The organism is Gloeomargarita sp. SKYB120 (assembly GCA_025062155.1).
Lineage (GTDB): Bacteria > Cyanobacteriota > Cyanobacteriia > Gloeomargaritales > Gloeomargaritaceae > Gloeomargarita.
Window position 1 is genome coordinate 1 of the sequence record JANXAM010000049.1, and the last position, 11,192, is coordinate 11,192.

13 protein-coding genes are annotated in these 11,192 nt (G+C 57.0%); 3 read left to right on the forward strand and 10 right to left on the reverse strand.

Annotated elements, in window-relative coordinates:
- Window positions 1–362 precede the first annotated feature (362 nt).
- The 5 genes from dxs to NZ705_11840 form a co-directional block, all read right to left on the reverse strand.
- Window positions 363–2,270 carry a 1-deoxy-D-xylulose-5-phosphate synthase gene (dxs, locus tag NZ705_11820; GenBank protein ID MCS7293631.1) on the reverse strand — a complete coding sequence of 636 codons (1,908 nt, stop codon included), beginning with the start codon at window positions 2,268–2,270 and terminating at the stop codon, window positions 363–365.
- Window positions 2,271–2,325: 55 nt separating this feature from the next.
- Window positions 2,326–2,937 carry a hypothetical protein gene (locus NZ705_11825; GenBank protein MCS7293632.1) on the reverse strand — a complete coding sequence of 204 codons (612 nt, stop codon included), beginning with the start codon at window positions 2,935–2,937 and terminating at the stop codon, window positions 2,326–2,328.
- Window positions 2,931–4,043, reverse strand: a complete 1,113-nt coding sequence (locus NZ705_11830; GenBank protein ID MCS7293633.1) for a glycosyltransferase family 1 protein — start codon at window positions 4,041–4,043, stop codon at window positions 2,931–2,933. The genes NZ705_11825 and NZ705_11830 overlap by 7 nt, the downstream gene beginning before the upstream one ends.
- Before the next feature lie 49 nt (window positions 4,044–4,092).
- Entirely contained in the window at window positions 4,093–4,413 is a 321-nt protein-coding gene (locus NZ705_11835) for a hypothetical protein (protein ID MCS7293634.1), read from the reverse strand.
- A 116-nt stretch (window positions 4,414–4,529) separates the two neighbouring features.
- A complete protein-coding gene (locus tag NZ705_11840; protein ID MCS7293635.1) occupies window positions 4,530–5,024 on the reverse strand; it encodes a metal-binding protein in 495 nt (164 codons plus the stop codon).
- A gap of 281 nt (window positions 5,025–5,305) precedes the next feature.
- On the opposite strand from NZ705_11840, the gene NZ705_11845 reads away from it, so the two are divergent.
- Window positions 5,306–5,761 carry a hypothetical protein gene (locus tag NZ705_11845; protein ID MCS7293636.1) on the forward strand — a complete coding sequence of 152 codons (456 nt, stop codon included), beginning with the start codon at window positions 5,306–5,308 and terminating at the stop codon, window positions 5,759–5,761.
- A gap of 12 nt (window positions 5,762–5,773) precedes the next feature.
- Here NZ705_11845 and NZ705_11850 read toward each other — a convergent pair whose 3' ends face one another.
- On the reverse strand, window positions 5,774–5,977 hold the full coding sequence (locus tag NZ705_11850; protein MCS7293637.1) for a DUF2949 domain-containing protein: 204 nt from the start codon (window positions 5,975–5,977) through the stop codon (window positions 5,774–5,776).
- Between the two features lie 382 nt (window positions 5,978–6,359).
- On the opposite strand from NZ705_11850, the gene NZ705_11855 reads away from it, so the two are divergent.
- Window positions 6,360–6,527: a hypothetical protein gene (locus tag NZ705_11855; GenBank protein MCS7293638.1), complete on the forward strand. Its 168-nt coding sequence runs from the start codon at window positions 6,360–6,362 to the stop codon at window positions 6,525–6,527.
- A 30-nt stretch (window positions 6,528–6,557) separates the two neighbouring features.
- Window positions 6,558–7,895, forward strand: coding sequence for a UDP-N-acetylmuramoyl-tripeptide--D-alanyl-D-alanine ligase (locus NZ705_11860; GenBank protein MCS7293639.1), 1,338 nt, complete (start codon window positions 6,558–6,560; stop codon window positions 7,893–7,895).
- On the opposite strand, the gene NZ705_11865 is transcribed toward NZ705_11860, so the two are convergent.
- The 4 genes from NZ705_11865 to NZ705_11880 form a co-directional block, all read right to left on the reverse strand.
- Window positions 7,845–8,510, reverse strand: a complete 666-nt coding sequence (locus tag NZ705_11865; GenBank protein ID MCS7293640.1) for a 1-acyl-sn-glycerol-3-phosphate acyltransferase — start codon at window positions 8,508–8,510, stop codon at window positions 7,845–7,847. The two genes, NZ705_11860 and NZ705_11865, sit on opposite strands and share 51 nt — an antisense overlap.
- Entirely contained in the window at window positions 8,503–8,595 is a 93-nt protein-coding gene (locus tag NZ705_11870) for an NAD(P)/FAD-dependent oxidoreductase (protein ID MCS7293641.1), read from the reverse strand. The genes NZ705_11865 and NZ705_11870 overlap by 8 nt, the downstream gene beginning before the upstream one ends.
- Window positions 8,596–9,574: 979 nt before the next feature.
- Window positions 9,575–9,841, reverse strand: a complete 267-nt coding sequence (locus NZ705_11875) for a zinc ribbon domain-containing protein (protein ID MCS7293642.1) — start codon at window positions 9,839–9,841, stop codon at window positions 9,575–9,577.
- Between the two features lie 11 nt (window positions 9,842–9,852).
- A complete protein-coding gene (locus tag NZ705_11880; protein MCS7293643.1) occupies window positions 9,853–11,040 on the reverse strand; it encodes an acetamidase/formamidase family protein in 1,188 nt (395 codons plus the stop codon).
- Window positions 11,041–11,192 lie beyond the last annotated feature (152 nt).

Sequence of the window (11,192 nt, forward strand, 5' to 3'; positions counted from 1 at the left end):
AGTCCAATCGAAAATCTGCAATCCTTGGTCAATGAAACTATCCGTAGCTTATGTCAAGTTTTGTGATTTTAGCTATAGTTGCAAGGCAACTGTAAACGGCTCGACATGTACAAATGACAAAGGTAATGACTTTTTCACGAACCGTGAACAATGGGGAGCATTTTCATGACCGAACATCTGTAATTCAAACCACTTGATGTTATAGCTAAGTCACTTTAGTTCATTAGAGAGAGAACCACCAACAGCGCTGCACCTTGCAACCAAAACCTTAAAGATTTGCTCTAAACTCTGGACGCAAGCATCGGTGCATCTTGACCCGACTGTGGCAGCAGTCGCCTGGACCGTCTAGAGCATCTTGGCGTTTACCCCGGCGCATTGACCACCAACGCCTGCCCTTGCCCCACAAACCGCTGAATCTGCTCGGCCATTTGGGGCGGCGTCAATCCCAAATCGGCTTTGGACTCGTCTGGCTTGGCGTGTTCCACCAAAATATCGGGTACGCCGATGCGCAGTACAGGTAGCGCTAAACCCGCATCTAGCAGAGCTTCTGCGACGGCACTGCCAAATCCCCCCATCCGGCAGCCTTCTTCCATCGTCACCACGCAGCCAATGTCCCGCGCCAAGGGTAGAATCAGTTCCGTATCTAGGGGCTTGGCAAAGCGGGCGTTGACCACCGCCGCATCGATCCCCTGTTCCTTGAGCAGCTCCGCCGTCTGGAGTCCTGGCACCACCATCGAACCGTAGGCGACGATGAGCACGTCCTTCCCGTGCCGCAGCAGTTCTCCCTTGCCGATCGGGAGCGGTTCCCAGCCCTCCTCCATCAGGGGAACGCCGTAGCCCTCTCCTCGTGGATAGCGCATGGCAATCGGGCCATCGGTGTACTGAATGCCGGTGACAAGCATCCGCTGCAGCTCGGCTTCGTCCTTGGGGGCCATCAACACCATATTCGGCAAACAACGCAGGTAGGCAATGTCGTACATCCCCTGGTGGGTCGGCCCATCGGCGCCCACGATGCCCGCACGGTCCATGCAGAAAAACACCGGCAACTTTTGGATGCAGACGTCGTGAACCACCTGGTCGTAGGCCCGCTGCAAAAAGGTGGAGTAAATCGCCACCACCGGGCGCATCCCTTCACAGGCCATACCCGCCGCCAGGGTTACCGCGTGCTGCTCCGCAATCCCCACGTCAATGTACTGATTGGGGCACTGCTTTTGCAAAATATCTAGGCCCGTTCCGGTAGCCATAGCCGCTGTAATCCCGATAATGCGGGGGTTGTCCTGAGCCAGGCGAGTCAGGGTCTGGCCGAACACCTTGGAGTAACTGGGCGGCTTAGGTTTGCTGCTGGGTTTAGGTTTGCCGGTGGTCAAGTCAAAGGGATTTTGGGCGTGGTACCCCACCTGGTCGCGTTCGGCCACCTCGTAGCCCTTGCCTTTGACAGTCACCACATGCACCAGCACCGGACCGCCGATTTGATGGGCCTGCTTGAACGTTTCGATCATCTCGGCAATGTTGTGCCCGTCCACTGGCCCGAAGTAGGTAAAGCCCAATTCCTCGAACACGGCCCCTACCTTGGGCACTGTCAGCCGCTTCATCCCCTCCTTCATATTGCGCGCTAGGGCGGCGTCGATAAAGGGCAAGTGCTTGAACTGCTCCTCTAGGTTCTCCGTCAGAAACTGCACCGGTGGGCTGTGGCGCAGCTTGTTGAGATAGCGAGGAATCGCCCCGACGTTGGGAGAAATGGACATTTCATTGTCGTTGAGCACCACCAGCAGGCGAGTTTTGGGCAAGTGTCCTGCATGGTTGATCGCTTCCAACGCCATGCCACCGGTGAGAGCGCCATCGCCGATGATCGCTACCACCTTGAAATCTTCCCCTTTGAGGTCGCGGGCAATGGCCATCCCCAAGGCTGCTGAGATGCTCGTGGAGGCATGGCCCGCCCCAAAGTGGTCAAAGCGACTCTCTGAGCGTCTCAGGTAGCCGGCGATGCCCCCCTTTTGCCGCAGGGTATGGAACTGGTGGTAGCGCCCCGTGATGAGCTTATGGGGGTACGCCTGGTGGCCCACATCCCAGATGACCTTATCCCGGTCCAGGTCCAGGGTTTGGTACAGCGCCAGGGTGAGTTCAACAACTCCCAACCCCGGCCCTAGGTGACCGCCGTTGACCGCCACCGTCTGCAAATGCTTTTCCCGAATCTGGCGGGCGATCGCCTCGAGCTGGGGGATGGACAATCCGTGCAACTGATTGGGATGGGTAATTTCGCTGAGATGCACGCGCCTGACTCCTTTGCCGACGACGGCCCAGAATTGTCCACTCCCCTATGGTAGCTCACGTTGGGCAAACGGTTTCCTTGGCCTGCACCGCCCAAGGGCCTGTCCCGTTGCGCACCCCGGCCCAGCGCGCCAAGAGCGCCGTTCCCCAATCTCGCCAGTGGGTAGCTGGTAAGCGCACCACCCAATGGGCGGGAAACGCCGTTGCCCCCCCATAAGCGCCCAATAGCCAGCCGGTGAGTCCCAGCGTAAAGGCGGAGCGTCCCTGGCGGTTGGCCCAGGTGAGGGCAACTTCGGGGTCATCTGGGGCGCGGTGGAAATCCGCCACCGATTGAGCTAGTTCCGGCCACGAATCAGTCTCAGCCAGGGGTTCACCCACCTGGCCCCGCAGCGCCCGGTCGAGAGCGATGGCCCACGCTTGGACAACTTCTGGTAATCCCGCCGCTGCTACCACCTCCGCGTACTGGTTGGGATAGCTGAGCAACAGCCCTGGCAACAGCAGCAGCAACGCCTCTTCGGCCACCGTTGCCACGGGCGCTTGGGTCGTCTGACCAGTCCAGTAGCGACATCCCCAGTCTAGCCATCGACTCCAGCTCAGGTCGCCCGCCAATTGCCACGCCAACCAGGTCCCCAGGAGGCACCCTTGAAACCGCTGCTCGAGGGTCAACACCGAGCCACCTGCTGGTAGTACTGGCGCAACTGCGCCGTCGCCTGGTCCCAGCCCCAGCGTTCGGCCTCCTGGCGGGCGGCGTGTTGCAGGGCTTGCCGTTGTTCGGGAGACGCCAGCACCCGCTGCACCGCCTCAATTAACCCCTGTTCTTGCTCGGGTTCGTAGAGATAGCCATTGACCCCGTCCTGGACGATATCGGTAATCCCCCCGCGCCGGGCCGCCACCACCGGACAACCAGCAGCCATCGCCTCCAGCAGGACCAGTCCCAACGTCTCGGTGCAGGAGGGAAATACAAACACATCGGCGCTGGCAAAGGCCTGGGCCAAGGCTTCTCCCTCTAGATAGCCGATGAAATGAGTGTTGGTTCCGGCGAAATACTGGGCCAAGGCATCCCGATGGGGGCCGTCACCGACTAACGCCAGGTGCGCCGTTGGGAATGCCGTCAACAGGGGCCGCAGCCGTTCGATCTCCTTCTCCGCCGACAACCGTCCCACGTAGAGCAACAGGGGTGCATCGGGGTGGCCCTGGGTGAGCCGCGCCCGCATGGTTTGGCAATATTGCCCTGGATGAAACAACTCCGTATCCACGCCCCGCTGCCACAAAGCCAGGCGTTCAATGCCGTTGCGGCGCAATTCTTCCATCATGGCGGTCGAGGTACACAGGTTCAACCGCGCCTGGTTATGGCCCGCCCGCAGCAACGTCCACAGCAGGCCCTCGAACGCCCCCAACCCGTAGTGTTGGAGATAGCGGGGCAAGTGGGTGTGGTAGGACGCTACCAACGGCAATTGGTACCATTTGCTGAATAACAAACCGCCCACCCCCAGCACCGCTGGATTCACCACGTGGACAACATCCGGGCGAAACGCTCTCAGTTTCTGGGCAATTCCCCAGTGGGGCCACGCCAGTTTCAGTTCTGGGTACAGGGGCAAGGGAGTGCCAGCAACACCAACGACCTCCGCCCCACAGTATTCCGCCGGGGCGCCCGCTGGCGCAAATACAAGCACGTCATCTCCCATCCGCCCTAGCCAGCGAATCGTGTGACGCAACCGCGTCACGATGCCATCAATTTTGGGTAAAAAAGTCTCCGTAAACAGGGCAATCCGCATCGGCGTCCCTTTGACACCCCGACTGGCATCCTACCGCAAAACGGAGCAGTTAATAACGGGGTGCGTTGGGATAAATCACAAACCCTGGACCGTAAAGCGGTGTGACGTAACCCCCTACAACCGTCACCTGGGGAATCGCCGTAAACCCGTAGGAAAACCCGATGCGGGAGTTGTAACTCACATAGGGATAGAGCGTTACCGTTGACGGTACTACCACCGTGGTTTGTAGGGGTGCAACGTAGATGCTACCGCCTCGTGGAAATACTGGGGATGGATACAGCAGCGCAAATCGTTTGTAGGGGAAAACTACCGGATGTCCGTACCCGTAGCCGTAACCGGGGTCGGCCAGCGCCGGTGCGCCCAAGGTCATTATTCCCATTGCCAAAGCGCCGAGCCAGAAACTTTTCATTGCCTATTCCCCCTTTGGCCTGCAGCCGTTTGCTCTATCTCCCATTTTAGACGTCATTTTTGCGTCCTAAGTTCCGGTTAGGGAGCGCGCCATTTTTTCCAGCGCGAACTGAGCCAATCGGCAAGGGAATGACTCCACGCGCCCAATTCCAGACCAATACCAACCGCTAGCCATTCTCCTTGGTACTTGCTCCCATACTGTTTGAGCCAAGACAGCAAAGGCCACGGTTTTCCTTGCCACCAACTCCAGCTCCAAGCGAGTGCTAAAACCATTCCCAATACCAGTCCCAAGTAAAGCAACCGGCCCAAAGTTCCCACCAGTGGCCCGTGCGACCAAAACGAGCGATGTTTACAGAGTTTTTGATAGGGAATCCAAAGAAAACGGAGCCAACCCCAGCGCCGCCATTGGCGCGACCGAATATCCAAATCGCCGCTAAACATCAACCCGCTAAAAACATAGCTGCCAGTCACAACCCAGGGCCAATGCCCCCCGCCGGTCAACTGCCACGTTGCGAACCCGACGACCGGTGCAGTCCAAAGCGTCAAGCGGTCATGGATTACGCCATTGGCCATGCTGGTTCTCTAGGCAAAAATCTCTCTTAATCTGCTATCAAAACTTGGCAATAAGGATGATGTCAATGGGTCACTGGCGTACGCAAGCCAGCACGATGAGCGTATCACATCAAGCCGGAAATCACGAGAATTAAACCAGCTCCCAATAGGATTACTAAGGCAAAAGGCAAGCAGGACGGCTCTCTTTCTAGTTCCCAGGGGGTGCCGGATGCTTTCTCCTGGACCTTATCATTAGCTATGGAGTACCTGCCCTACTGGTTAGCATTCCTTTGCTTTGATTTATGAGATTGACGAAGTGGTGGCCAGTAACAGTTTTCGCGCTGAGCGGCTTAGCCCTGTTGGGGGCCGCACAGACCGTGACTGTCAACGACCAAATTTTACAGGGATTTGAACGCTGCAAAAGCAGTGCTCTGTTTCGCTCCCTAGCACGCCAGCGTCCGACCCACCTCGACCCGGAAATCCAAGGAATTGCCGTATTTGCTGCCCAAGGACGCTATCGAACGCTGCCAGTGGCAGAAGTGTGGGCAGGCATTTGCGGTTCCGCCTGGCTAGACCGAGACCCTAAGGCTCGCGCTTGCCCTCATGGCCAACTAGAGGCTATCGTGTTTCGCGTACCCTACCAGCAGGCTCAGCGAGTGCTTCCTCAATACACCCAAGCCCAACCTGGCCGTCCGCGTCTAACCTTAGAACCGGCGCGCAGTGGAATGAGCCTATTGATATGCGAACCACCCCGCTAAAGCAGGTGGAAATTAACCAGTGGCATCTACTGTATCCAGCCAGGCAAACACCCGGTCCAATTCATCCAAACTGATTAACCCATACCGCCACAGCACAATCGGCAACGGCCCTTGACCCGAATCCTCCCGCCGCAGCGCCATCTCAATCGAAGCCGCTGACACCGCTAGCTCCTCCCGTAAAAAGCGAATTAACCGCTCATCCCGTCCCGATACCATGTCTCTCTCCCCACCGGGTCGCGCTGCACCCCGATTCCAAAAAAATAGCGTAAACGACTCGCTCCTGTGTACTTAGCTTAACTTAATTTCACAGAAGGATCAATAATTTTTGTAAAGTTTCTGAGAAAGTCGGCTGAATTCCCCTAGCACCGTGGCTTTACGGGCACCGGTGGGGATACGTTGCAGCAAGCTTGGCTCTCCAACAGTAAACGTACTCAAATTGCTATAGAAACTTTTGATAGAAAATACTCTTGACCCTGCAGTTGAGAACAATTTCTAGAGTGGATATACGTAAGTCGGTTTACTACCAGTCCCAGGCACGGAAACCCTGCAATTTGGTATCTGGCTCATATTGCTTTTTCGTCTTTCTGTTCAGGGAGAAATGTCGCAATCATCTCAACCTCCACCCATCAATCGGGAAGCTGTGACGCAGCAGATTCTCCAAATCTGTGAGCTGTTGCCGCCGGAGTCGCTGCTAGAGGTGCTCAACTTCGCCATTCATGAATTGGTGCGGGTGTTCCAGGCTGAACAGGAGCAGGCTGACCGCTAAAATGCAGAATCATCCACAGCAGTAGCAAACGTGTGGCGACTCGAACAACTGATCTCAATTCTGGGAGCAACCCCTAGTCAACCTCTGAGCGGGCCAGTCTGCGGCATTAGTACCGATAGTCGGCATATCCAACCGGGAGAGGTGTTCATTGCTCTGGTAGGGGAACGGCATGACGGGCACGATTTTGTCGCAGCGGCGCTTGCCCAAGGCGCAGTGGCGGCCATTATCCAGCGACCGGAGCAGCTTTTGTCATCTCAACCATTGCTATACGTCCCCGACACATTACAGGCCTATCAAACCCTGGCGGCGTGGTGGCGACAGCGATTTGCCCTTCCCGTCATTGGCATCACTGGCTCAGCGGGCAAGACGACGACAAAAGAGTTGCTGGCGGCGGTGTTGTCCCACTTTGGTCGGGTGCTCAAAAGCGCAGCCAACGAAAACAACGACATCGGCGTGGCAAAAACCCTGTTGCAGCTACGGGCAGAACATGACTACGCAGTGGTGGAAATGGCCATGCGCGGGCGCGGGGAAATTGCTCGTTTGACTCAGGTCGCGCGGCCCCAGATCGGGGTAATCACTACTGTCGGCACAGCCCACATTGGTCGCTTAGGGTCGCGGGAGGCCATTGCCCAGGCCAAGTGTGAACTATTTGCGCACCTGCCCCCCCAAGGCACAGCGATTTACTGGCGGGAAAACGAACGGTTGCACCAGACGGCCCAGGCAGTATGGGACGGCGCAACCTACACCTACGGCTTTCACCAAGGGGATTTGCAGGGGCGCGTTGAGGGCAATGAACTGGTCATCGGCGATTGGCGCTACCCGTTACCCTTGCCGGGGGAACACAACGCTTTGAATTTCCTGGCGGCCCTGGCCGTAGCTCAGGTGTTGGGGTTGCCCTGGCGGGATTTGCCTCGGCCTTTGCCGCTGGAGTTGCCGCCGGGTCGCAGTCGCTGGGTGCGATTGGAACCGGACATTCTCCTGCTGGATGAGAGCTACAACGCCAGCCCCGAGGCCGTATGCGCCGCTTTGCAAACCCTGAGACAAATGCCTGGCCGGCGCTATATCGCGGTATTGGGCGCCATGCGGGAGTTGGGCGAACTGTCAACGGCGCTGCACCAGGAGGTAGGACGCCAGATTGTGGCATTGCAATATGATTACGCAATACTGCTGGAGGACCCAGAAATCCTTCCCCTAGCGGAGGCGGCAGATGCCATACCGGTGGAGCGATACCCCAGTCACGCCCAAATCATTCAACGGCTGCAAACGCTCCTGCAACCAGGGGACCGGCTAGTGGTCAAGGCGTCCCGAAGTGTGGGGCTAGACCGAGTGGTGCAGGCCCTGACCCAAGGCTATCAGGGCATTCCGTAGCGCGTCGGTCAAGGTTTGCGTCGCCTGGCGCACAGCTCCCTCCGCTGGAGGAAATACCCGCAACCCCTGGCCAATGCGAATCTTCACGTCGGTGCCCCAAGGTTGATAGGGGTGGCTGTACCAGAGATACATGGGTAAAAGATAGAGCACTAGGTCCGGGTTTTGTCGCACTGCCTGCAACGCCAGATGGACGGGGCCAGGCTTCAGGGGCAAGAGGGTGCCGTCGCGGGAGATTTTGCCCTCGGGAAACATCACCAAACTCTCACCCCGGCGCAGCAGTTCAATGGCAGTTTGTAAAGACTCGCGCCCTGGTCGGTCCCGGCGCACGGGAAAGCCCCCCAACTGGCGGATCCACCAGCCCTGGAACCCACGCATCTCTTCGGCGGCCACCATGAAGTACAGATGGCGTCCCGAGGTCAACCAGCCGACCCCATAGGGCACCATCACCGCATCCCAGCGCGAACGATGGGTTGGCGTCACCAGTAAGGCACCCGTTTTGGGGATGTGCTCCTGGCCAGTGACTTCAATCCGGCGGAAGTACAGGGGAAACAACAATTTGCCCAAGTAGTAAGCGGCACCCGTCAGCCAAGGGGACAGACGCGGTAGATTAGCCATGGTCCGTTGCTCCCAACGCTTGTCCCGCCACCCAGCCCGTTGTCCAGGCGGCTTGCAGGTTAAACCCACCCGTTAGCCCGTCCATGTCTAAAATCCTAAAATCTCTCCAGCCAGGTACGGCCCTCTTTGCATCGTGCGGCTATTTACCTCGCTCCAGGGGATCCCACCGCAGGTGACAAATTCTTCCTTAAGCACGCCTCGACCCGTAACTGTCTGCATTTGCGCCGCAAGGTGAGCCAGCAAACATTTCCATTCCCGTTGAGACAGTTCCGTCTAGCAGTAGTTTGTCGGAATCTGTACCGTTGCTAGTAAATAGTGCCATAGGCGCTGGATCAGGTTTAGCGCGGGACGGTAAGCACCCAGGGATTTACGGGCGACTTGCTGACGCAGGACTCGATAACGTTATGCAATATAGCTGAACCGTTTCTGCTTGTCATGTTGTGGGACTGTAGGGGACGGGTCTCCCGACGAATTAAATCAGCTCAGCCATAGCTTGAGGATTGCAGCCGTTGCTCATGTCGAACATTCTGTTGCCGGGCAAGGTTGGGGTGTGTACTCTGTGATCTGCCAGCGGTTCTGGAGTTTTTGCACAACGAAACAAACAGGAATGCGCGCGCTAGTACCGGTGCTCGTCATTTCTACCACATGACCCTGGATTACAAAGCCCTGATGACCGGCACGGGTGAGAGATGTAACTTCAATGTGGTCTGGCCAAGGGCTAGACGTCCAGCGTCCGGGTGCACGCCTTGGGTTTTGGAGCCAACGTGCTAGCAAAGATGGTGAAACCAACGCTCCATAATGTTGCCGAATCATCTGCCGAATTTGGGGTGGGGGTGACGACAGATAGACCCCTTGCAAACGCCGACCAAAGTGCTCAACTAAGCGCCTGGCGGCTATTTCCGCTGCTGAAGTGTGAGCAGGAGTTGGAGCTACCAACGTTAGGAATGCCGCTAGCACACCCAACTCCAAAGCGACCTGGCGTCTATTTCTCCTCATCAACTGCACCTGTCCGACCGTTCCGCTAGCAACAGACGGTCAAACTTCCACCCCCACTGGCCGCAAACCTAGTGGCCAATCATCCAAGGGCGACTACAAGTGGACTGACGAAAGCGAGGTTTTTCCGGTTCCCGTTCCCGTCGGACGAGGCGCGGTTCTTTCTGTTCTTGCCGGTCCAGCCGTAATGGACCGTTGAGCGCGATAGCCGGTGGCGTGTAAATTCTTTGGGCTGACGCGCCACAAGTCGGGCAGTACACTGGCAGGCTCATCTCCGACAGCGAACGCCACACCTCAAACTCGCCGCACTGACGGCAACGAAAGTCATACACTGGCATGGGTCCGACTCCTAAACCGGCAAGATGTTGCGGTCAAAGATGGCAGTGGGAATGGCCAGAGTGCAACAGGCGTTGGGAATGTCCACGATGCCGCTAATGCGACCTTCAATCGGCGCACAACTGAGCAGTAAATAGGCTTGCTCGCCGGTATAGCCAAACTTTTTGAGGTATTCAATGGCATTCAAACAAGCACGCCGGTAGGCCACGTGGGCGTCTAAGTAATACTGTTCCCCTGTAAATTCATCCACCGAAATTCCTTCAAACACCAGGTACTCTGAGTAGCGAGGTTCCACTGGCCCTGGTTTGAAGATGGGATTGGTGAGGCCATACTTTTCCACACCCCCTTTAATCAGATCCACATGCAGGTCAATGTAGCCCGCCATTTCAATCGCGCCGCAGAAGGAAATCTCGCCATCGCCCTGGGAGAAATGAATATCGCCCATGGACAATTTCGCGCCTTCGACATAGACAGGGAAGTAAATTCGCGACCCTTTTGAGAGATTCTTGATGTCGCAGTTGCCTCCATGCTCGCGGGGCGGTACAGTGCGGGCGGCTTCCACGGCAACCCGTTCCCACTCGGATTTGGGCAGCGTTCCCAAGATAGCGTTTTGAGGATTCGGTAAAGCCGCCAGCGGGGGAATCTTCGGTTTCCAGGGAGGGCCGCCCTTTTCCACCAAAGCCCTTTCCCGAGCGTTCCATTTCGCCAACAACTCATGGGACGGCGCACAGCCAATCAACCCCGGATGGGGAATCCCCGCAAACCGCACCCCTGGAATATGCCGCGATGATGTGTAAATGCCTTCAATGTCCCAAATGGCTTTGGCTGCGTTGGGGAAATGGTCCGTCAAAAACCCACCTCCATTATTGCGGTCAAAAATGCCGGTAAAGCCCCATTCATCGCCCGGCAGCGGCCCAATGTCCAACAGATCCACCACCAAAATGTCGCCCGGCTGCGCCCCATTGACCCAAATGGGACCGCTGAGCACGTGTACCACCGTCAGGTCCACATCCCGGACATCGCTGGGGTCGTCGTTATTTCGTATTTGCCCGTCCGTCCAGTCCTTGCACTCGATGCGAAAGGTGTCCCCTGGATTCACTGACACCACCGCCGGAATATCGGGATGCCAACGGTTATGGCCTGGAACCTCCTGCTCCGTCATTGGCTTGGTCAAATCCACCTTGAAAAGCGTCTGCGGCATGAGATTCTCTCCCCGAGTTGAACAAATGCTCATAGATTACTGGTAAGGAATATCGCGCCACTGTAGCTTTAGTTACTATAGCTAAGCTGACAAAGGTTGACATAGAAGACAGACAGCTTCATCCACGAGAGAACGTAGGTTCCGTTTGGTTA

Excerpts from the sequence above, each read along its gene's own strand:
- NZ705_11830 (MCS7293633.1), bottom strand. The coding sequence starts at position 4,043 with ATGCGGATTGCCCTGTTTACGGAGACTTTTTTACCCAAAATTGATGGC.
- NZ705_11835 (MCS7293634.1), bottom strand. The coding sequence starts at position 4,413 with ATGACCTTGGGCGCACCGGCGCTGGCCGACCCCGGTTACGGCTACGGG.
- NZ705_11840 (MCS7293635.1), bottom strand. The coding sequence starts at position 5,024 with ATGGCCAATGGCGTAATCCATGACCGCTTGACGCTTTGGACTGCACCG.
- NZ705_11845 (MCS7293636.1), top strand. The coding sequence starts at position 5,306 with ATGAGATTGACGAAGTGGTGGCCAGTAACAGTTTTCGCGCTGAGCGGC.
- NZ705_11850 (MCS7293637.1), bottom strand. The coding sequence starts at position 5,977 with ATGGTATCGGGACGGGATGAGCGGTTAATTCGCTTTTTACGGGAGGAG.
- NZ705_11855 (MCS7293638.1), top strand. The coding sequence starts at position 6,360 with ATGTCGCAATCATCTCAACCTCCACCCATCAATCGGGAAGCTGTGACG.
- NZ705_11865 (MCS7293640.1), bottom strand. The coding sequence starts at position 8,510 with ATGGCTAATCTACCGCGTCTGTCCCCTTGGCTGACGGGTGCCGCTTAC.
- NZ705_11870 (MCS7293641.1), bottom strand. The coding sequence starts at position 8,595 with ATGGACGGGCTAACGGGTGGGTTTAACCTGCAAGCCGCCTGGACAACG.
- NZ705_11875 (MCS7293642.1), bottom strand. The coding sequence starts at position 9,841 with ATGCCAGTGTATGACTTTCGTTGCCGTCAGTGCGGCGAGTTTGAGGTG.
- NZ705_11880 (MCS7293643.1), bottom strand. The coding sequence starts at position 11,040 with ATGCCGCAGACGCTTTTCAAGGTGGATTTGACCAAGCCAATGACGGAG.